The organism is Pseudomonas sp. BIGb0176 (assembly GCF_024810175.1).
Lineage (GTDB): Bacteria > Pseudomonadota > Gammaproteobacteria > Pseudomonadales > Pseudomonadaceae > Aquipseudomonas > Aquipseudomonas protegens.
Genome location: NZ_JANUEC010000001.1, coordinates 2,180,267 through 2,200,317 on the forward strand (window position 1 = coordinate 2,180,267; position 20,051 = coordinate 2,200,317).

The following is a 20,051-nucleotide window of genomic DNA, read 5'->3' on the forward strand; positions in this document are numbered from 1 at the left end:
GACAACCTACTTGATGACCCGGGCCCATTAGCCCTTTCACGGCAGGGCGTGGCATTGCACCTGCAGTACTTGCTCGCTCAATGGCCGCGCCTCGATCCGCACCGGCAAGAATGCCTCGATCACCCGGATATTGCTCTGCAGGTGCTCGGTCAGGCACGGCGTGGTGAAGCTGCCGCCACCGGCCAGGGCCATGGGCAGCAACAGTTGATCGGCCAGGTGTTCCGCCACTGCGGCACCGGAGTCCAGCCAGTCCCGGGCCTGATCGATGGCGCCGTCGGCGACCTTCTCCGCCCGCAGGCTGTTCTGGCCGAAACCGCAAAACAGCTCGGTCAGGTGCTCGAAGGCGAACTCCAGCAGCAGCACATTGCCCGGGCCGTACTCTTCATCCAGCAGCACCGGGGTGAGCTGCTCGCGAGGCAGTTGCAGGCGATCGTGCACCCGGCGCAACTCGCGTTCCGCCACATGCTCGGGCAGGCCCGCGCTCAAGGCCCAGGCTCGACTGCCGAGCAATGCTCCGCGCTCTTGAAGATGCAAGGGTTGCAGCTCCGAAGGCTGGATAAAGGCCTCCAGCTCGCCACCGCCGGCCGGGACAAAACCATGGCGCAGCAGCTGCAGTTCCACCCGCCCGCCCATGCGCCGCAGTTGCGGCAGCCAGGCCTGCTGGAGGAAATCCACCGGCGGCGCCAGGGGGTTGTGGGTGCCGCCGCTGATGCTCACGCGGCTCGGCTGCGGCGCTCGCAGCAAGGCCGGCAGCAGGGTCTGCAGCACCAGGGTGCAACTGCCGGCGGTGCCGATGGCGAAGCGGTAGTCGCCGCCGCGGATCGGCCCCGGCTCGAAGCTCAGGACCTGGGAGCCAAGCTCGGCCCCAGTGGTTCTGGCGCCACATACCTGGGCCGCCGCCAGCACCGCGGTCAGGTGCTGGCGCAACAGCCCCGGGCGGCTGCGCCGGGCGCGAATATTATGGATACGCAGGGTCTTGCCGGTGAGCATCGACAGGCTCAGGGCGCTGCGCAGTACCTGGCCGCCGCCGATGGCGCCGTCCAGTTCGATTACATCCTGTTTCATCACATTCCTCAGGCGTAGTGCCGGACCGTTTCCCGCAGGTAAGCGTCCAGCAACGCGTTGTCTTCATGGGTACGCACCAGTTTCGGCACCGGGCGTTCCAGCTCGGCGGCGATAAAGGCGTGCAGTGCCGGGCGTCGCGGTCCGTAGGCGGACTCGTCGGCGCAGCGTTTCAAAACCAGCAGCTCGGCCACCTCGTCCAGCAGTGGCTGATGGTCGACGGTGGTCAGCAGGTCGGCGAAGGTCATCGGCGGTCGGCCGCGCCCCTGGTCGATCCAGCGCACCGCCAGCAATGGCCGCAGGACGTAGAAGTACTTCTTGAAGCGCACGCTGTCACCTTGCAGGTAACCGCGAAAGTTCTTCCTGGCCATCGACAGATAATGGTTGCGCGCCGCCGGCGGGCTGTAGAACGCCTCGGCCAGCTCGCGCAGGCGCTCGGCGGCGGTCGGTTCGCTGCGGTACACCAGGGGCGAATCCAGCCATTCCAGCAGGGTCGGGTTGGACTTGCGCAACAGCCCCAGGGTCTTGCGCAGTTCCCAGCCGCTGATGTCCAGCTCGTCGTCCAGGGGCCGCTCGATCACGTCGCGCCCGGCATCCACCTGGATGAACCATTCGGGCTTTTCCACATAGACGAAACGCACGTCGTAATCACTGTCGGTGGAGGCAAAGCCCCAGGCCCGACTGCCGGATTCACAGGCATACAGCACCTGCACATTGCGCTCGCGCTCGATCCGCGCCAGCTCGGCCAATACCCGTTCGCGCATGGCGCTGCTCAGGGGATGGCGCTCCAGATGTTCCATGATCCTTTTCCTTGTTCAATCCGTGGCGCTGGCGGCCAGCACACTCAGGGTCCGGCGCTCGGGGTTCCACACCGTCAGGCACCAGACGCCCCACCATTCCAGGCCTTCGTCGAAATATTCACTCCAGGGCAGCAGATGCGGGCCCATGGCCGAGGCCTGACAATCCAGCTCCAGGTCGCCCACCCAGTTGATCACCTGGGGCTGCTGCTGGAGATCGAGCCCCAGCAGGTCCAGCCATTGGCCGTACACCTGCCGGGCCTGCTCGGCCCCACCCGGGAAATGCAGCCCGTACGGTGGCTGGCAAAACGCCCGGTACAAGGCCCAGTCCTGCTGCTCCGGGTCTTCGCAAACCAGTTGCCGGACCTGCTGCGGGCTGAGCCGCTCAGGCAGTGCCCGCTCCGGTTCCCAGCGCATCTGCGGTTCACCAACGTCGGCGTAGCGCGGGTCCTGGCGCAGCTTTTTCCAGGCCTCACGGCGCCTGGCCATCAGGTGTTGATACAGGTGCTGCAAGCCCTGGCGATGCAAGGCCTGATTCACCTCGACACCCGGCTCCACCGCCAGCCGCACAAAATCGAACACGCAAAACGCCGCTTCCAGCTGTTGGCGCAGCGCCTGGCTGTGCTCATCTTCAACCGGGGTCAACATGGCGGTTCTCCTTTCCTCACAACAGCCGCTGGACCGAACCGGCGGGTAATTCCCCGGCGGCTTCCATCGCCTGCAAGCGTTGCACCATGGCCTCGCGCAGGGGCTTGGGGGTCACCGGGTCGAACATCCCGTAGCGGCTATCGCACCAGCGTGCCAGGGCCTCGCGCCAATAGGCGGCGTCACTGCCGCCCTGCCCCAGGCGCCACAGCAGGTACTCCAACTGACGCCAGCCCGGTTTGAGGGCCAGCATGGCCCAGCGTCGCGCCTTGGGCAGATCGTGCCAATGCTGGTCCAGACGCTGCTCCAGGGCCTCGTCGAATACCGCCCACGGCTGCTGGCGCAACAGGCCCAGGGCGCAGTCGAAGACCTTGTCCGAGGCATCGTCCAGGGCTGCCAGTTGCTCGGCCATGCCACGTTCACCCAGGGTTTGCAGGGCCTGCAGGCGCACGCTCAGCGCCGGCGAAGCCAGGGCCTGGCGCACCATGGCATCGGCCTGTGGCTCCTGCAGCTCCCTGACCAACCCCAGTAGCCCCAGCCACTGGCGCTTGTTGCCCGGGGCCGGCTGCTGCAAGCGGGCCAGCAGCACTGCCCGCGGGTCCAGCCCATGGCGCGGCGCGGCCCAGTGGGCCAGACAACGCAAGGCCCCCGAAGGGTCGAGCAGGGCCTGCGCCAGATACTCGCGACAATCGGCCAGACGCGACAGCAGCAGCCGCAGGGCCTTGACCCGCACACTGGCGCCGCAGCTGCGCATCACCTCTTCCAGCAAGGGCAGCGCCTGCTCATCGGGCAGTTCGGCGCAGGCGTCCACCGCCATCTGCCGCACGCTGACCTCCGGGTGGCGCAGGGCCATGGCCAGCAGCGCCGGTCGGTCCTCGACGCCCTTGAGCAACAGCTCGAAGACAAAGCGCGCAGCCTTGCCCCGGCAAGTGCCAAAGGCCCCTTGCACCTGGTCGCGCACCTGGGCCAGTTGCAACACGGCGCTGGCCCGCTCCAGAGTCGCGCCGTGGTCGGCGCGCTGCTTGCCGGCCAGGGCCAGCAGCGGTGCCAGGGTCTGCAACAGCAGCCCGGCATGCTCCGGCACCCAATAGGCCTCGACCGCCGCGGCGGCCTCCTGGCGAACCTGGGGCACCCAGTCGTTGAGGCGCTCCAGCAAAGCCACCAGGGCCTCTGCCGAAGGCTGCGCGGCCAGCCCGCGCACCGCGGCCTGACGCACGAAACCGTTGCCGAAGCGGCTCAGCTCCAGCCAGGCGCTGTGCCTGTCCAACTCGTCCATCACCTCCCGCACGCGGCGGGCTTCGTAGTCGCTCAGCTGGTACTGCCAGCCGGGCGGGGTTGCTATCAATGCATCCATGTCGTCCATTGTTCTACCCCTTAACGCACACCACCTGACGCAGGGTGTGCAGCACTTCCACCAGCTCGCGCTGGGCGTGCATCACTTGGTCGATGTCCTTGTAGGCCATCGGGATTTCATCGATCACCGCTTCGTCCTTACGGCACTCCACATGGGCGGTCGCGCGGATCTGGTCGGCCAGGGTGAAGGTGTTCTTGGCCTTGGTGCGGCTCATGGTACGCCCCGCGCCGTGGCTGCAGGAGCAGAACGCCTCCTCGTTACCCAATCCGCGGACAATGAAGCTCTTGGCCCCCATCGAACCCGGAATGATCCCCAGCTCGCCCTTCTTCGCCGACACCGCCCCCTTGCGGGTCACCAGCACCTCTTCACCGAAGTGGCGCTCCTTCTGCACGTAGTTGTGGTGGCAGTTGACTGCCTCCAGCGCCACCTCGAAGGGCTTGCTGATCACCTTGCGGGTGGCCTGGATCACCAATTGCATCATCAGCTCACGGTTCTGCCGGGCGAAATCCTGGGCCCAGGCCACCGCTTCCACGTAATCGTTGAAGTGCTGGCTGCCTTCCTCGAAATAGGCCAGGTCGCGGTCCGGCAGGTTGGCGATGTGCTGGCGCATATCGGCCTGGGCCAGGTGAATGAACAGGTTGCCGATGGCGTTACCTACGCCACGGGAACCGCTGTGGAGCATGAACCAGACCCGGTTGGCCTCATCCAGGCAGACCTCGATGAAGTGGTTACCCCCGCCGAGGGTTCCCAGGTGCTTGCGGTTGTTGCTGTTGGCCAGGGCCGGGTACTTATCGGTGATCGCCTTGAAACGTGGGTGCAGCTCAGCCCAGGCCTGGTCGGCCTGATTCGGCACGTCGCCCCAGGCGCCCTTATCGCGACCGCTACGGGGCGAGGTACGACCGTGAGGCACCGCCGCCTCGATGGCGCTACGCAATCCGGCCAGGTTATCCGGCAGGTCGGAGGCGGTCAGCGAAGTACGGGCGGCGATCATTCCGCAGCCGATATCCACCCCGACCGCAGCCGGGATGATCGCGCCCACCGTGGGGATCACGCTACCGATGGTCGAACCCTTACCCAGGTGCACGTCGGGCATCACCGCCAGGTGCTTGAAGATGAACGGCATCTTCGCGGTGTTCATCAATTGCTGGCGGGCTTCGTTTTCCACCGGCACGCCCTGGGTCCACATCTTGATCGGCTTGCCGTTGGCGACTTCCAGCAGTTGGTAGGTCTTGTGTTCCATGTCGTTGACTCTTTTTCCTGTGGCCGCTGATTCGGCCTTGTTCAATAGGGTGCGCAGGAGCCGGGTCGCAGAAGACGATCTCGGGGGTCTCTTCGCTGGCAAGCCAGCTCCTACGAAATTGCGGTGTTCGGTGCAAACGGCGACAAGTGGAGGTGAAACATGCAGCGCGCTCTGCCTCTGAGCTAGCACCTTGCGGTGAACGGGACTCGAACCCGCGACCACGCTGTCCTGTAGTTCCACCGGCATTCGCCGGGTCAATCGGTGCAGGCCGGGCCTGCGGGCAGCGACAAGGGAACAGGCACATTTGCTCTACCGACTGAGCTACAGCCTTGCGGCTGGCGGGGTTCGAACCCGCGACACGATGTAGTACCCGTGGCATTCGCTGCCATCCCGCCGAGGCGGGGGGAAAAGATGCGACGACAAGGAGTCGATGAAACGGTGCACTCGCGTTCTGACCATTGAACCACGGCGCCGTTTTCCGGCACCGGCGGGAATCGAACCCGCATCTCGAACCTTGGATGTAGTTCCATCAGCATTCGTCGCAAAAACTGCAAAAAAGGTGGCACGACAAAAGAAGTGACTGATCGCCGGATTCGAACCGGCTTAACCAATATGTACAGCCACTGGCATTCGTGCCGTCACCGGCCCTGACAAGAGTTGCTGAGACGCCTTTGGATGTAGTCACAGCGGCATTCAGGGCCAATGAGCAAAAAATCTGTAGTGTGCGCCGGCTGGCCGGCGCACGGTGTGTTTCATCCTCTACCGATCAGCGTTACATCGCCTCGATCGCCTTTACCCAGTGCTGCGCACCGTAATTGCCCGCAGTGAACTGCTCGATCACATCGAACACCGCGTCACTGAAGCCGCCGACGTTGAGGATGTCCTCGCGGTCTGGTGCCTGGGTCGTGGCCCCGGGCTGCATGTCGATGCACACCAGCTTCGCCTGCGGGTTGATGGCCCGGATCCGCTCCCACTGGCGCATCGTTTCCGTGGCGCCTTGGCGCCGCGCATCGATCCACGACTCGTTGTCCGAGACCAGGATCAGCGTGTCCACGCGGCTCTTGGCGTTGGCCAACTGCGCCAGGGGCGCCGAGCAGTTGGTCCCCCCTCCGCCGATGTTCGCCAGCTTCTGCGCATTGCTCATCACGCTGTCCCGCGGGTTGAGGTGGATGTTCACCACCCCACGCTCGAACGGCATGACCCGCGCCGCCGGCTGCTTGCGCAACACCGCGGCCGCCACCAGTGCCGCCACATCGATGCAGCGCACCGCGGTGGTGGCGCCCTGTCGATAGCCAGTGACCGGGCTGTGCATCGAGCCCGAGACATCCGGGCAGACCACCACGTTGCCCGCCAGCGCCGGCACGTTGGCCAGGGACAGCTCCAGGGCATCCTGCAGCGCCTCGCGGACCGCCTGCGGCACCTCGTCACCGGCCATGCGGTAGGCCGCCAGCAACTGGTACGGATAGACCCGGGCCTTGGCCACCTCCCCCGCATCCGCCAGCCGCGCCGCCACGTACTCGGTGCAACCCGGCACCTGGAACGCGCCGTGGCGCGCCAGGGTATTGAGGTTCATGCGCAGCCCCTGCCAGCCCATGTTGCGGGCCTGCCCGGCCCATTGTTCGGCGCTCAGTGTCTCGTTGCCGAGCAACTGGAACGGCACCTGGGGCACTTCCCGGGTCGCTCCGCTGCGAAACGCCAGCAGGTCCCGGGTCAGCTCAGGCAGCGCCTGCACATCCACCGGCTTGCCGATCAACCAGGCAAAGAAGGCTTCACGCCAGGCCTCGCCTGGCTTGGGGTGAACCATCTTCACCACGTCCGCCAGGGACGGCTGGTTGCCGATCGAGGCCTGCAACAGCTGGCGCTCGGTGGCGCTGTTCAACCAGTTCTGCACCAGGCGCTTGGGCTGCGAACCCAGGGATTTGCGCCCGGTCACGCCGCTGCGCAGGATCTGCACGAAGTTGCGCAGCATCTTGCCGTTGTCCACCACCTGGGCGAACAGCTCCGGCACCAGGGCCGAACGTTGCGCGGTCAGCGCCGCCAGCAGCAGCGCCGGCATGTCCTTCATATGGCCTTGCTGGCGAGCGTAACGGGCGGCCTGGGCGACGAAGCGGCTGTCCAGCTCGCTCACCAGTTGCAGCACCGCTTCCAGCTGGCCTTCAGGCGAGGTGTAGAAGGTCGAGTTCAAGCAACCGGTAACCGCCAGCTGGGCCAGGCGATGCTTGGCGTTGTAGGCATAGGCCCCGGCCTTGGAAGCGTTCAGGGTGGTGCTCGCTGGCGCTTTTGCCTGTTGGGTGTTGAACAGCTGGAAGTTGGCCATCTTGGCGTCTCGCTCTGTTGTCTTGTTCGTTGCCAGAGATATTGCAGCCGCTGTGCCAGGTTTTGATTTTCCACCAAATTATTTTTCAACTCATTGATTTATAACGTTTTTATTTTTTATCACTTTTTCATCACGTATCCGGCAAGACAAACACCTCGATAATTTTATATCTTTACTTATCGTTTTTTATCTCCAGGTATAAACATGTCGAACAAGCCCACGGTCGCCATAGGTTTTGTCGGTTCCACCCTCGATCGTGTCGGCAAGGGTGCCAACCGCTGGAGCCATTGGCGGCCCACGGTCGGTCTGTGCCAGCAGCAGGATGTGCTGATCAACCGCCTGGAACTGATCCATGGCCTGGACGCGCGGGATGTCAGCCTGGCCGAACGGGTGGCCAACGACGTGCGCCAGGTGTCGCCGGAAACCGAGGTGCGCCTGCACCCCATGGGCCTGAACAATCCCTGGGATTTCGAGGAGGTGTACGGCGCCCTGCACGACTTCACCAGCGCCTACCCGTTCGACACCGAGCGCGAGGACTACCTGGTGCATATCACCACCGGCACCCACGTGGCGCAGATCTGCTGGTTCCTGCTGACCGAGGCGCGCTACCTCCCTGCCCGGCTGATCCAGACCTCACCGGCGCGGCGCCGCGACCCGGACCAGCACGCCACCGGCACCCACGCTTTGATCGACCTCGACCTGTCGCGCTACGACCGCATCGCCTCGCGTTTTGCCCACAAGCGCCTGGAGGGCCTGGCCTTCCTCAAGTCCGGGATCGCCACCCGCAACCCGGCATTCAACCGCTCCATCGAGCAGATCGAACGGGTCGCCGTGCGCTCCAGGGCACCGATGCTGCTGATCGGCCCCACCGGTGCCGGCAAGTCGTTCCTGGCCCGGCGCATCTATGAGCTCAAGCGTGGCCGGCACCAGGTGCAGGGGCGCTTTGTCGAGGTCAACTGCGCAACTCTGCGCGGCGACGGTGCCATGTCTGCACTGTTCGGCCATATCAAGGGCGCCTTCACCGGCGCCCAGAATGCCCGCGAAGGCCTGCTGCGGGCGGCGGATGGCGGCATGCTGTTTCTCGACGAGATCGGTGAACTGGGGCTGGACGAACAGGCGATGCTGCTCAAGGCCATCGAGGAAAAACGCTTCTTCCCCATGGGCGCGGACCAGGAAGTGGAGAGTGACTTCCTGATCATCGCCGGGACCCACCGCGACCTGCGCGGCCGGGTGGCCCAGGGCCTGTTCCGCGAAGACCTGTATGCGCGGATCAACCTCTGGACCTTCAACCTGCCGGGACTGGCGGGACGCCGCGAGGACATCGAGCCGAACATCGATTTCGAACTGGAGCGTCACGCCCGGGAGCAAGGGCAACTGGTGCGTTTCAACCTGGAGGCGCGGCGCCGCTACCTGGCCTTTGCCAGCTCCAGCGAAGCGGCGTGGCTGGGCAACTTCCGCGAGCTGTCGGCCTCCATCACCCGCATGGCCACCCTGGCCGACAGCGGGCGCATCGACCAGGCCCAGGCCGAGGAAGAGATCCAGCGCCTGCGCCACGCCTGGGGGCTGGAGAACCAAGAGGACGAACTGCAGAAACTGCTGGGCGATGATGTGGAGCTGGACCTGTTCGACCGCCTGCAACTCAAGGCAGTGATTGCCGAGTGCCGCCGCGCCGACAGCCTGTCGGAGGCGGGGCGCCGGCTGTTCGGCGTGTCACGCCTGGGCAAGGCCAACCCCAACGACGCCGACCGCCTGCGCAAATACCTGGCGCGTTTCGGCCTGGATTGGAAACAGCTGTAGCCGCTGCCGCAGGCTGCGCAGCAGACGCCGCGATCCTGAGCCCTCTGCGCGATCGACGGGAGATCGCCAGGCAAGGTCCTGCGGACCTTTGCGCAGCTTCGCAGGCTCAGCAGCGGCTACAGGGCTGCGGCTGGGACGGCGAAGACGCCGCTGGCCCGGGCCACTTCCCGTTCGCCGACCCGCAGCACCACGGTGGCAAAGGCCATCTGCCGGCCACGCTTGGCATGCTCCAGGTGCACCTCGATCCATTCCCCGACCTGCACCGCGCCCAGGTAGTCGAGGGTCATGCTGGCGGTGATCAACGGCAAGGGCGGATCGCTGGAAAACGCCATGGCGTAGCCCATGCCGATGTCCGCCAGGGTGGCGATGATGCCGCCATGCACCCTGCCCCGGCCGTTGGCGTGCCGGGCATCGGCCCGCAGGCCGACGCGCAGTTCGCTGCCACTGCCGCAGCCGTAGACCGGGCCGATCAGTTCCAGCAGCGGGCTGCTGCGGGGCAAGGGGGCAAAGCCTGGGGGGATATCCGACTCGCGCATGACGCACTCCTTGATCTGCGCCGAAACTCCGTCGTCCCGGGCTGCCACAGGTGTAGCCCTGAACCCGCTCCGCGCCTATCAGCATTAGCCAGGAAAATTATCCTCGATAAGCCCAGCCGGGATCGTGGTCTTTCCCCGAACGACGGTAAGATGCGCACCTGCGACCCTGTCGCCGATTCATCCCTCAAGGAGCCCCCATGCAACATCAGGACGATCACCCTGCGAAATTCCGTCGACTGGCCCTGGCCCTGTTCGGCGCCCTGGCCCTCAGCGCCTGCTCTCCCAGCGACCACAACAGCAGCGCCGTGGCCTTGGGCGGGGCCCAGGGCAAGGCCGGCGCGCAATTGGCCTATGAGCATGAACTGAGCCTGTCGCTGCCAGCCGCGCAGATCGGTCCGCGCCTGGCGCAAACCCGCGAAGCCTGCGAGAAGGCCCAGTTCGGCCCGTGCAATATCCTGCGCCTGGAACAGGGCAAGTACCGCGCCCAGGTGACGCTGCGAATAGTCCCGGACGGTGTGGAGCCCATCGTCCAGCAGGCCTCCCAGGGCGCGGAACTGGGCGAGCGCATCACCAGCGCCGAAGACCTGGCCGATGCCGTGGCCGATGTGCAGCGCCAGCAGCAGCGGCTCAAGGCCCAACAGCAGCGCCTGGACGAACTGGCGGCGCGCAAGGACATCAGCGTCAGCGACCTGATTGCCCTGAGCCGGGAACAGGCCGGCATCGAGAACGACCTGCAGGCCCTGGCCCAGACCGCCGCCGGCCAGCAACGCCGCCTGGACACCAACCTCCTGACCCTGAAGTTCCTGCCCAGCGACGGCGTCCAGCGCGAATCCAGCCTCAAGCGCGCCTTCAGCAACCTGCTGGACAACCTGGCCGACGGCACCGCCGAGGCCCTGGAGAAAGGCAGCTATGTGCTGCCCTTCGTGATCCTGGCCTTCCCCCTGGTGCTGCTGTGGGTCTGGCTGTGGCGCAAATTCGTACGCCGGCGCCCCTGACCCCACCCGTAGGAGCCGGCTTGCCGGCGAAAAGGCCCGCAAGCCCTGCACCGCCCTGGCGAACGCCTTCGCTGGCAAGCCAGCTCCTACAGCAAGCAGGCACATCCCGGAGCACCACCCCGTAGGAGCCGGCTTGCCGGCGAAGAGGCCCGCCAGCCCTGCACCGCCCTGGCGAATGCCTTCGCTGGCAAGCCAGTCCCTACCGCACGCAGGCGGTCAGGCTTGCAGCGCCAGTTGCAGGCGCTCCAGGCCAATGCCGAAGCCGGCACCCTGGCGATAGGCGCCTGCCCCCACCACTTGCTGCTGCGCCCCCAGGCGCGGGCAGCGCACTTCGAAACCCTCGCCATTGAGGTAGTAGGTCAGGCCGCGCTTGACCCCGAGGTTGAGCTGGTATTCCAGGCCCAAGGCGTCGAGAAAGCCCACGCACAGTGCCCGCGCCTGCTCCAGGGCGCGCTGCGGATCGGGGCCGAGAATCTCCAGGCCCAACTGGGTGAACTCGCGGTAGCGCCCGGCTTGCGGCCGCTCGTAGCGATAGCAGCGGGCAACGTAGAAGAAGGCCGCCTGCTCGCGCCCCGCCAGCAGCTCGCCGGCGGTTTCCTGGAACAGCGCGGTGGCTTCCGGGATCAGGCAGCAAGGCCGCCCGGCCTTGTCGTTGAAGGCCCACATCTGGCCGATGACTTCGCTGCCGCCGGCCTTCTCGATAAAGGTGTCCTGGCCCCACAGCGCCGGGACAATGACTTCTTCAGCGCCCGCTTCGATGAAGCCAGCTCCGGAAGCGTCCTTCCAGGGTGCGCAGGGTGGCGGCTTGTTCGCCGGTGATCATTCGAGTGCCACGTAACATGGTCATGGGTCATTCCTCTGGTTTTTTGATAGGCAATAAAAAAGGCGCCTTGTGGGGCGCCTTGGTTTTTTTCATCGAAGGTCAGTGATCGCGATTGCTCGATGACTGACGGCTCGACGCGCACAAGCGACCACGGCCCCGGAGATGAGGTCGATGGTGATGAGGGCGGGAGACGAGCCGGAAAAAATTCATGGCGCATCCTGCCACGCCGCCCCCGGGCCTGACAAGCAAGCACCTGCGCCCCGCACAACAGTGCCCCCTGTGGAAGCCGGCTTGCCGGCGAAGAGGCCCTGCATCGCCCTGGCGGCCGCCTTCGCTGGCAAGCCAGCTGCTACAGCGGGCGTTGCAGGCAGCGCTGGTAGCGTTCGTCCACCCGTTTGGCGAACCAGGCGGTGGTCAGCTGGCGGGTGATCTTCGGGCTCTTGAGTTCGATGCCGGGCAGTTGCTGGCGCGGTACGGGCTTGCCCGCCGTGCGATCGGCCAGGGCGAACACCTGACGGTACAGCTCGGTTTCTTCGAAGTCCTGGCGGTCGCCCTTCTCCAGCTGGACGCGGATCTGCGGGTTACGCAGCCCCAGCTGCTTGCCCAGGGTGCGCACCGCCAGCTCGGTGCTGCCGGGCATGATCGAGCCGTAGCGGATCAGGTCGCCATCCAGCGCCAGCCTGATCCCGCTGGCACGGCTCACCGCGCTCTGGAACGCCGCGTTGCGGCTGGCGTACCAGCCGGCGTTGAAATCGGCGAAACGGTACAACGGCTGCGGGTAGTCCACCGGGTAGCCCAACAGGTGGGCGATGCCGAAATACAGGCCGCCGCGGCGGCTGAAGACCTCATGACGGATGGAGTCCTGCACCGGGTAGGGATAGCCCTGGGCATGCTGCTGGGCGAACTCGATGCTGACCTGCATCGACCCACCGGTGTGCACCGGGTTGAAGCCGCCGAACAGGGTCTTGCCCAGGGGCACCATGCCGATGAAGTCATCGAAGATCGCACTCAATTCCTTCTCGCTGCGGGCACTGGCCAGGCGCTGGCTGTAGGACTGGCCGTCCGGGCCGCGCACTTGCAGGGCGGCGCTGACCAGCAGCGCCGGCACATGCACCTTGGCCGCGCGGCGGTCGATCTCTTGCCGGGCGATGCGCCCCAGGCCCGGCACCGTCGGGTCGACCTGGAAGGTGGATTCCTGCTCGGTCACCGCCAGCACCGCGCACAGGTTGCTCTGGCTCGGCTCAAGGCCCTGGGCGCTGAAGGCCACCTGGATGTCCCGGGCCCAGCCCGGGCGGTCCGCCACCTGGGCCGGCAGCAGGCGCAGGATGCGGGCCTGGGTCTGTTCGGGGGTCAGTGTTGGTGCCTGGGGGCCGCGCTGGCTGGCGCAACCGGCCAGCAGCGACAGGCCCAGGAAGCAACTGAGAAGACGAGAGGAAATCATGGGGCTCCGCGAGATGGCTGGGCGAGGGCCGTGCAAGTAAAGCAGCGGCTGGGGCGTTCGACCAAGGAATGCGAGCGCTGTTCCCGCCGCGGCCCTCGTAGCCGCTGCCGCAGGCTGCGTAGCAGACGCTGCGACCCTGAGGCCTCTGCGCGATCGGCGGGAGATCGCCAGGCAAGGTCCTGCGGACCTTTGCGCAGCTTCGCGGGCTCAGCAGCGGCTACAGGCTAGAATCCTTCTATTGGCGGTGTGGCTGGGTGTATTTTGATGACCCCCGACTTAGGTGTGGCGCCCAGCCATGAACCTGCGCCTGCCCTCAATGGAGTGATGCCCGGATGTTGACCCTGGATTTCCTGATCACCAGCCTGATCGTCGTGCTGATTCCCGGCAGCGGCGTGATCCTGACCATTTCCACCGCCCTGGTGGCCGGCAAGCGCGCCAGCCTGTTCACCGCCATCGGCTGCACCGCCGGGATTGTCCCGCACCTGCTGGCCTCGATCCTCGGCCTGTCGGCCATCCTGCACTCCAGCGCGCTGGCCTTCCAGGGCCTGAAGTTCGCCGGCGTCGCCTACCTGCTGTACCTGGCCTACGCCACCTGGCGCGACCGCTCGGCCTTCGCCGTGGACAGCAACGCCGTCAGCCATGGCCCCGGCGCGCTGATGCTCAAGGCCTGCCTGCTGAATATCCTCAACCCCAAGCTGACCCTCTTCTTCCTGGCCTTCCTGCCCCAGTTCATCGCCCATGACGGCAGCGACCCGATCCCGCAGATGCTGCTCCTGAGCGGCGTGTTCATGGCCATGACCTTCTTCGTGTTCGTGCTCTATGGCCTGCTGGCCAACCTGTTCCGCACCGCGGTGATCGAGTCGCCCCAGGTGCAGAACTGGCTGCGCCGCAGCTTTGCCGCAAGCTTCGCCGGGCTCGGCCTGAACCTGGCCTTCGCCCAGCGCTGAGCCCGGCGGCAGCCGCCTGCATGACCTTGATCGTCTACCGAGGGCAAGCCCATGAATTGCAGCGACGTACTGATCATCGGCGCCGGCCCCACCGGCCTGGTCCTGGCGCTCTGGCTGCGCCGGCAGGGGGTCAAGGTGCGGATCATCGACAAGACCCCGGGCCCGGGCACTACCTCCCGGGCCCTGGCGGTGCAGGCGCGAACCCTTGAGCTGTACCGCCAGCTGGACCTGACCCGGGCCATCGTCGAGCGCGGCCACCATGTGCCGGCGGTGAACCTCTGGGTCAAGGGCGAGCGCGCCGCCCACCTGCCGTTCAACGCCATCGGCGAAGACCTGACGCCCTACCCCTTCCTGCAGATCTTTCCTCAGGACGAACACGAGCAACTGCTGATCGAACGCCTGGCGCTGCAGGGGGTGGAGGTCGAACGCAACACCGAGCTGCTGGCCTTCACCGACCACGGCCACCTGATCAACGCCCGCCTGCGCGGCCCCGACGGGCGCGAAGAACACTGCCAGGCCTTCTACCTGGCCGGCTGCGACGGCGCCCGCTCCACGGTGCGCAAGACCCTGGGCACCGGCTTTCCCGGCGGCACCTACCAGCAGGTGTTCTACGTCGCGGATGTGCAGGCCAGCGGCCCGAGCATCGACGGCCAGTTGCACGTAGACCTGGATGACGCCGACTTTCTCGCGGTGTTCCCCCTGGCCCAGAGCGGCCGCGCACGGCTGATCGGCACGGTGCGCGACGAGCGTGCCGAGCACCCGGAGAACCTGCGCTTCGAGGATGTCAGCCAGCGCGCCATGCGCCAGCTCAAGGTCGAGGTGGCCCAGGTCAACTGGTTCTCCACCTACAAGGTGCATCACCGGGTGGCCGAGCAGTTTCGCACCGGCCGGGTGTTCCTCCTCGGGGACGCCGCCCACGTGCACAGCCCGGCCGGCGGCCAGGGCATGAACACCGGGATCGGCGACGCCATCAACCTGGCCTGGAAACTGGCAGCGGTACTGAGCGGCAAGAGTGCCGAGCGCCTGCTGGAAACCTACGCCACCGAACGCATGGAGTTCGCCCGGCGCCTGGTGGCCACCACCGACCGGGTGTTCAGCTTCGCCACCGCCGACGGCCCGGTGGCCTACCTGGCGCGCACCCGCCTGGCGCCCCTGCTGCTGCCGAAGATCGCCGCCTTCGACAGCGCCCGGGAGTTTCTCTTCCGTACCGTGTCGCAGATCACCCTGAACTACCGCGGCATGCCCCTGAGCGCCGGCGGCGTCGGCCCGGTGCACGGCGGCGACCGCCTGCCCTGGGTTCGCGATGGTGAACACGACAACTTCGACAGCCTGGAGTACCTGGGCTGGCAGGTGCATGTCTACGGCGTCACCAGTGACGCCCTGCGCGACTGGTGCACCGCGCACCAGGTGCCGTTGCGCACCTTCGACTGGCGCCCGGCCCATGCCGCCGCGGGGCTGGCGCGCAACGCCTTCTACCTGCTGCGCCCGGACACCTACGTGGCCCTGGCCGAGCGCTCGGCCGACCCGCGCGTGCTGGAGCGCTACTTCCGCGAACGGGAGATCTCCCCGCAGAGCGCCGCCCCCTCCCTCAGGCCCCGATGAAAGGCTGCTTGATCTGCCCCCAGCGCCGGGCGAACTGCTCCGGCGTGGCCGCCGCGATCCGCTTCAGGTCCCGGGGGTAATCCACACCGGGGGCCTCCTGGGGGCGCCAGGCACTGAACTGGCCATTGCTGGCCCGCAGGATGTAGCCGCTGTCCTGGCACTGCTCGCTGACCAGAAACAGCACCCCCGGCGTCACCCAGTCCGGCTTGAGTTCCGGCGGCTCCTCGCTGACGCCCCACATGCGGGTCTTGGCCACCGGCGACACCGCGTTGACCCGGATCCCGTGCTCCGCCCCTTCCTGGCCCAGGGCATTCATGATCCCGACCTGGGCCATCTTGCCCGCGCAGTAGGCCAGCAGCCCCGGCTGGGCATATTCCGGGTACAGCGCACGGTCGGAGGTGGTCAACAGCAGCCGCGGTGCGGCGGACTGCCGCAGATGGGGCCAGGCATGCCTGGCCAGCCAGATGGGCGCATACAGGTTGATCCCCAGCATGCGCTCGAGAAACCCGGCGTCGGTCTGCTCCAGCGCCTGGTAGCCAACCCAGCCGGCGTTGTGAATCAGGATATCCAGGCTGCCAAAGGCCTCCAGGGTGCGCTGCACCAGCCCCTGGCAACCGGCCTCGGTGCCCAGGTCGGCGGTGTCGGCCAGCGCCCTGGCACCGCTGGCCCGCAAGGCCTGCACCGCATCATGGGCGACACTGTCATCCGCCCCGCTGCCGCTGCCGTCACTCCCGCAATCGCTGATCACCACCTGGGCACCACGACGGGCCAGGGCCCGTGCATAACTCAAGCCCAGGCCGCGCCCGGCGCCGGTGACAATCGCCGTTCTGCCGCTGAAATCCATGCTCTTCCCTCCTGTGTGAATTCCAGGGTAACAGCATGAAAATCAGTGACTTAATACTAAATTCCAGGTTCTGTGAGAGGTTTTTGATATCAATGAATTCGCTGTGAAACCATGAGCCTTGGAGTTTACAGTCCCACAGCCCCCAGCCAGGAAGCATCGCCATGATCGAAACGCGCCTGTTGCGCCAGTTCATCGCCGTCGCCGAAGAACTGCACTTTCACAAGGCCGCCACGCGCCTGCACATGGCCCAGCCGCCCCTGAGCCAGGCCATCGCCCGCCTGGAGGAAAAACTCGGTTTCAGCCTCCTGCGGCGCAATCGTCGAGGCGTGGCCCTGACCCCGGCCGGGGTGGATTTCCTGCACAGCGCCCGGCGCACCCTGGCTACCCTGGAACAGGGCATCGAGCAGGCGCGCCATATTGCCCAGGGCCTGGCCGGCAGCCTGCGCGTCAGTAGCCTGTCACTGGCCGGCTACCCGAGCTTGCTCGCCAGCCTGCGGGGCTTTCGCCAGGCCTTGCCCGAGGTGCGCCTGGAACTGCGGGAACTGCCTTCGGCCGAGCAGCTCAAGGGCTTGCTCGGCGGCGACATCGACCTGGCGTTCATGCGTGAGCTGCCGCTGCCCGAAGGGCAGATAGCCTCGCGCCTGATCCTCGATGAGCCGATCGTCATCGCCCTGCCCCACGACCACCCCCAGGCCCAGGCGCCAGAGGTGGACCTGCGAGAGCTGGCCAACGACGACTTCGTGTTCACGCCCCAGGCCCTGGGCCGCGGCTACCACAACCAGTTGATGGCGCTGTGCAGCGCGGCCGGGTTCACCCCGAAGGTGGTCCAGGAAGTGGCCCGGGTCCAGACCCAGCTGGGCCTAGTGGGCTGCGGTTTCGGCGTGGCCCTGGTGCCCCGCTCGATGGCCGATGCGGTGCTGCAGGGCAGCGTCGCCTACCGCCCGCTGCGGGCCATGGGCACGCAGCCCGGGCCAAGCATCGGGCTGTACATGAACTGGCACCGGGACAACCCTTCGCCACAGCTGCAGCGTTTTATGGCCTTGCTCGACGCCGGGCCCGGGGCCTGAAGCGGCCGTGCAGAAGGCCTGCGCGGCCGCCACCCGGCCTTAGAAGTCGGCCTTGACCGACAGGGTGAGGTTGCGCGGGTCACCGTAGAAATTGCCGAAGCCTTCGGTGCCGATGGTGGTGTAGTAGCGCTTGTCCAGCAGGTTGTTGCCGTTCAGCGCCAGGGACCAGGTGTCGTCGATGCGGTAACCGATGCGTCCGTTCCAGATCGCATAGCCGGCCTGGCGGATGTGGTTGCCGCTGGTGGGCGAGACTCGGTAGTTGTCACTCTGGGCGTTGACCCCGGCCCCCACGGTGAAGCGCTCCAGGGCACCGCCCAGCTGATAGTCGCCCCAGACCCGCAGCAGGTGGCGCGGCACGTAGGTGGTGAACGGCAAGCCGTTGTTGGCGCTGTTGGCGTCCTCCAGGGTCTTGGTCTGGGTGTAGGTGTAGCCGGCCAACACTTGCAGGCGTTCGATCACCTCACCGCTGAGCTCCGCTTCAAAGCCCTGGGCGCGGACCTTGCCCGAGTTCAGCGAGCAGGTGCTGTCCGGGCAGGCGGGGTCGTCCTGCTGCGCGTCCTGCTGGATGGTGCGGAACAGGCTGAAGGCGCTGTTGAGGCGGCCATCGAACCACTCGCCCTTGATCCCCAGCTCGTAGCTCTTGCCCACCAGCGGCTTGAGGGAGGCGCCGTCCAGGGTCCGATAGCTGCCCTGGGGGGTGAAAATGCTGGAGTAGCTGGCGTAGGCCGTGAGGTTGTCGTTGAGGTCGTACAGCACCCCGGCGAACGGCGTGACCTCGCCGGTTTCCTTGGAACGGGCACTGCTGGGCGTGCGGGTATCGCGCCAATAGGCCACGGAATCGTTCTGCGACTTGTACCAACTGACCCGGCTGCCCATGACCAGGGTCAGCGGGTCGGCCAGCTTCAGGCGCACAGTGGAATACAACCCTTGCTGCTGGATCCGCAGATCAGTGGGGCCGCCCCGGGTGGAGTTGCTTTCGTAGTAGCTGTCGTCGGGCTTGGGCAGGTGGTGATCGGGGTCCAGCACATTCTGCCGCTGGGGCAAGCCGGCCACGGCGTAGAAGTCGTCCTTGATCGAGCGGCTGGCGTTGGCGCCGAAGGTCAGCTCGTGCTCCTGGCCAAAGGCCTGGAAGTGCCCGTCGACATAGGCATCGAAGCCGTAGTCCACCTGGTCGTAGTCGTAGATGCTGCCCAGCATCAGGGTGCTGGAACGGCTGGCCCCCACCGGCACCGAACCGCTGGGGAAGGCGTACTCGATATCCTGGGTATTGCGGGTGTAGACCCCGGCCACCTTCAGCGCCCAGTCGTCGTTGAGTTGCTGGCGCAGGTCGGCGAAATAGGTCGCGCGCTTGCTGCGCGAGTTGTTCCAGGCGGTGTTCAGGCAGGTGGAACGGCCCAGCTTGAGGTCGCTGCCGTCGCTGTAGCGCGGCAGGCCGCCCCAGCACGGGCGCGAGTCGACGTCTTCATAGGCCATGCCCAGGCCCAGGGTGGTGGCGTCACTGAGGTCGAAATCCAGGGCGCCGTAGTAGACCTGGTCCTTGCGCTCGCCCAGGTCGTAGAAGTACTGCCGGGTCTGCTGGGTCACCACCGCCCGGCCGCGGACGGTACCGGCATCGTTCAACGGCCCGCCGGTGTCCACCTGGGCCCGGTAGTTGTCCCAGCTGCCGGCGGACATCGTCAGTTCGGTGTGCGGCGTGGCCTGGCCGCGCTTGCGCACGAAGTTCACCGAGCCGGCAGTGCCGCCCGCGCCCTTGAGCATGCCGGCAGCGCCGCGCAGGATCTCCACCCGGTCATAGAAGGCCATGTCGCTGCTGAAGCTGTCGGCCTGTACGTAGCTGCTACCCATGTCCAGGGGCACGCCGTCGTACTGGTACTGGCCGGTCATGCGAAAGCCCCGGGAGTAGAAATACTTGCCGCCCATGGGCGAGTCGTAGAGGGTGATGCCCGGGGTCTTCTCCATCACCTGGTCAATGGTGTTGAGGTTCTGGTCATCGAGCATCTTGCGGGTGATCACGGTCACCGACTGCGGGGTTTCCTTGAGCGAGTGCTGGCCCTTGCCGATGGTGACCGCGCCAGTGGTGTAGGAACCGGAATACTCGGTGGTGGCCCCCAGCTCCTGGCCCTGCACTTGGGTGGTGCCCAGCTCCAGAGCGCCGCTGCCCTGGGGTACGGGGCGCAGCACGAAGCTGCCGTTGCTCTGCGGCTCGGCCTGCCAGCCGCTGCCGGCGAGAATCCGCGCAAAGCCTTCCTGTACCCCGTATTCACCCTTGAGCCCCGCCGAACGCAGGCCGGCGGTCTGCCGGGCATCGAAGGAAATTGCCGCACCGGCAGCGCTGGCGTAACGGCTCAGCACCTCGGTCAGGTCACCGGCGGCAATATCGAAGCGGCGCACCGCGGTCTGTTCGCTCGCCGCCACTGCGGTCAACGGCAGCAGTGCCGCACCGTAGACCGCCAGTGCGCCCCAGAGCCCGACCTTGATCGCCTGGGCCAACTTCGACTTGTGAACATCAGACATGCTTTGCCTTCCCCGCTAACGAAAATGAATCCACTGGGGGATAAGCCGGACCAGGAGGGGCAAACATGCA

The 20,051-nt window shown here is 66.4% G+C and carries 16 protein-coding genes; 5 read left to right on the forward strand and 11 right to left on the reverse strand.

What is annotated here, in order from left to right:
* Positions 1-36: 36 nt before the first annotated feature.
* The 6 genes from rtcA to M2395_RS09475 all read right to left on the reverse strand — a co-directional run bounded on the left by rtcA (position 37) and on the right by M2395_RS09475 (position 7,415).
* Positions 37-1,065, reverse strand: coding sequence for an RNA 3'-terminal phosphate cyclase (gene rtcA, locus M2395_RS09450; RefSeq protein WP_123430406.1), 1,029 nt, complete (start codon positions 1,063-1,065; stop codon positions 37-39).
* 8 nt (positions 1,066-1,073) lie between these two features.
* Positions 1,074-1,862 carry a nucleotidyltransferase domain-containing protein gene (locus M2395_RS09455; RefSeq protein WP_011060605.1) on the reverse strand — a complete coding sequence of 263 codons (789 nt, stop codon included), beginning with the start codon at positions 1,860-1,862 and terminating at the stop codon, positions 1,074-1,076.
* Between the two features lie 15 nt (positions 1,863-1,877).
* Positions 1,878-2,507 carry a hypothetical protein gene (locus M2395_RS09460; protein ID WP_103291292.1) on the reverse strand — a complete coding sequence of 210 codons (630 nt, stop codon included), beginning with the start codon at positions 2,505-2,507 and terminating at the stop codon, positions 1,878-1,880.
* A gap of 16 nt (positions 2,508-2,523) precedes the next feature.
* Positions 2,524-3,867 (reverse strand): hypothetical protein, encoded by a 1,344-nt coding sequence (locus M2395_RS09465; RefSeq protein WP_015635089.1) that lies wholly within the window; start codon positions 3,865-3,867, stop codon positions 2,524-2,526.
* Between the two features lie 4 nt (positions 3,868-3,871).
* Positions 3,872-5,098, reverse strand: a complete 1,227-nt coding sequence (locus M2395_RS09470) for an RtcB family protein (protein ID WP_077933829.1) — start codon at positions 5,096-5,098, stop codon at positions 3,872-3,874.
* A gap of 772 nt (positions 5,099-5,870) precedes the next feature.
* The gene (locus M2395_RS09475; RefSeq protein WP_123430405.1) at positions 5,871-7,415 is read right to left on the reverse strand and encodes an RNA-binding protein; all 1,545 of its coding nucleotides are present in this window, start codon (positions 7,413-7,415) and stop codon (positions 5,871-5,873) included.
* 204 nt (positions 7,416-7,619) lie between these two features.
* Here M2395_RS09475 and rtcR point away from each other — a divergent pair, with 204 nt between their 5' ends.
* Positions 7,620-9,212, forward strand: a complete 1,593-nt coding sequence (gene rtcR, locus M2395_RS09480; protein WP_077933827.1) for an RNA repair transcriptional activator RtcR — start codon at positions 7,620-7,622, stop codon at positions 9,210-9,212.
* A 116-nt stretch (positions 9,213-9,328) separates the two neighbouring features.
* On the opposite strand, the gene M2395_RS09485 is transcribed toward rtcR, so the two are convergent.
* Positions 9,329-9,748, reverse strand: coding sequence for a PaaI family thioesterase (locus M2395_RS09485; protein WP_077933826.1), 420 nt, complete (start codon positions 9,746-9,748; stop codon positions 9,329-9,331).
* Positions 9,749-9,945: 197 nt separating this feature from the next.
* On the opposite strand from M2395_RS09485, the gene M2395_RS09490 reads away from it, so the two are divergent.
* Positions 9,946-10,743, forward strand: coding sequence for a DUF4349 domain-containing protein (locus M2395_RS09490; RefSeq protein ID WP_041117320.1), 798 nt, complete (start codon positions 9,946-9,948; stop codon positions 10,741-10,743).
* 216 nt (positions 10,744-10,959) lie between these two features.
* Here M2395_RS09490 and M2395_RS09495 read toward each other — a convergent pair whose 3' ends face one another.
* Both M2395_RS09495 and M2395_RS09500 read right to left on the reverse strand, forming a co-directional pair.
* Positions 10,960-11,502, reverse strand: coding sequence for an ATP phosphoribosyltransferase regulatory subunit (locus tag M2395_RS09495; protein WP_041117318.1), 543 nt, complete (start codon positions 11,500-11,502; stop codon positions 10,960-10,962).
* A gap of 413 nt (positions 11,503-11,915) precedes the next feature.
* The gene (locus M2395_RS09500) at positions 11,916-13,007 is read right to left on the reverse strand and encodes a DUF1615 domain-containing protein (protein WP_123430404.1); all 1,092 of its coding nucleotides are present in this window, start codon (positions 13,005-13,007) and stop codon (positions 11,916-11,918) included.
* A 332-nt stretch (positions 13,008-13,339) separates the two neighbouring features.
* On the opposite strand from M2395_RS09500, the gene M2395_RS09505 reads away from it, so the two are divergent.
* Both M2395_RS09505 and M2395_RS09510 read left to right on the forward strand, forming a co-directional pair.
* Positions 13,340-13,954, forward strand: coding sequence for a LysE family translocator (locus M2395_RS09505; protein WP_011060595.1), 615 nt, complete (start codon positions 13,340-13,342; stop codon positions 13,952-13,954).
* Positions 13,955-14,005: 51 nt separating this feature from the next.
* The gene (locus tag M2395_RS09510) at positions 14,006-15,556 is read left to right on the forward strand and encodes an FAD-dependent oxidoreductase (protein ID WP_123430403.1); all 1,551 of its coding nucleotides are present in this window, start codon (positions 14,006-14,008) and stop codon (positions 15,554-15,556) included.
* Here the strand turns inward: M2395_RS09510 and M2395_RS09515 are convergent.
* Positions 15,543-16,400 carry an SDR family NAD(P)-dependent oxidoreductase gene (locus M2395_RS09515; protein ID WP_103407871.1) on the reverse strand — a complete coding sequence of 286 codons (858 nt, stop codon included), beginning with the start codon at positions 16,398-16,400 and terminating at the stop codon, positions 15,543-15,545. The genes M2395_RS09510 and M2395_RS09515 overlap by 14 nt on opposite strands.
* Before the next feature lie 161 nt (positions 16,401-16,561).
* On the opposite strand from M2395_RS09515, the gene M2395_RS09520 reads away from it, so the two are divergent.
* A complete protein-coding gene (locus M2395_RS09520; protein ID WP_123430402.1) occupies positions 16,562-17,467 on the forward strand; it encodes a LysR family transcriptional regulator in 906 nt (301 codons plus the stop codon).
* A gap of 39 nt (positions 17,468-17,506) precedes the next feature.
* On the opposite strand, the gene M2395_RS09525 is transcribed toward M2395_RS09520, so the two are convergent.
* Positions 17,507-19,981 carry a TonB-dependent siderophore receptor gene (locus M2395_RS09525; RefSeq protein WP_011060591.1) on the reverse strand — a complete coding sequence of 825 codons (2,475 nt, stop codon included), beginning with the start codon at positions 19,979-19,981 and terminating at the stop codon, positions 17,507-17,509.
* Between the last annotated feature and the right edge of the window lie 70 nt (positions 19,982-20,051).

Coding starts and splice junctions, on each gene's coding strand:
- M2395_RS09510 (WP_123430403.1), top strand. CDS start 14,006: ATGAATTGCAGCGACGTACTGATCATCGGCGCCGGCCCCACCGGCCTG.
- M2395_RS09515 (WP_103407871.1), bottom strand. CDS start 16,400: ATGGATTTCAGCGGCAGAACGGCGATTGTCACCGGCGCCGGGCGCGGC.
- M2395_RS09460 (WP_103291292.1), bottom strand. CDS start 2,507: ATGTTGACCCCGGTTGAAGATGAGCACAGCCAGGCGCTGCGCCAACAG.
- M2395_RS09505 (WP_011060595.1), top strand. CDS start 13,340: ATGTTGACCCTGGATTTCCTGATCACCAGCCTGATCGTCGTGCTGATT.
- M2395_RS09455 (WP_011060605.1), bottom strand. CDS start 1,862: ATGGAACATCTGGAGCGCCATCCCCTGAGCAGCGCCATGCGCGAACGG.
- rtcA (WP_123430406.1), bottom strand. CDS start 1,065: ATGAAACAGGATGTAATCGAACTGGACGGCGCCATCGGCGGCGGCCAG.
- rtcR (WP_077933827.1), top strand. CDS start 7,620: ATGTCGAACAAGCCCACGGTCGCCATAGGTTTTGTCGGTTCCACCCTC.
- M2395_RS09500 (WP_123430404.1), bottom strand. CDS start 13,007: ATGATTTCCTCTCGTCTTCTCAGTTGCTTCCTGGGCCTGTCGCTGCTG.
- M2395_RS09475 (WP_123430405.1), bottom strand. CDS start 7,415: ATGGCCAACTTCCAGCTGTTCAACACCCAACAGGCAAAAGCGCCAGCG.
- M2395_RS09520 (WP_123430402.1), top strand. CDS start 16,562: ATGATCGAAACGCGCCTGTTGCGCCAGTTCATCGCCGTCGCCGAAGAA.
- M2395_RS09485 (WP_077933826.1), bottom strand. CDS start 9,748: ATGCGCGAGTCGGATATCCCCCCAGGCTTTGCCCCCTTGCCCCGCAGC.
- M2395_RS09465 (WP_015635089.1), bottom strand. CDS start 3,867: ATGGACGACATGGATGCATTGATAGCAACCCCGCCCGGCTGGCAGTAC.
- M2395_RS09525 (WP_011060591.1), bottom strand. CDS start 19,981: ATGTCTGATGTTCACAAGTCGAAGTTGGCCCAGGCGATCAAGGTCGGG.
- M2395_RS09490 (WP_041117320.1), top strand. CDS start 9,946: ATGCAACATCAGGACGATCACCCTGCGAAATTCCGTCGACTGGCCCTG.
- M2395_RS09470 (WP_077933829.1), bottom strand. CDS start 5,098: ATGGAACACAAGACCTACCAACTGCTGGAAGTCGCCAACGGCAAGCCG.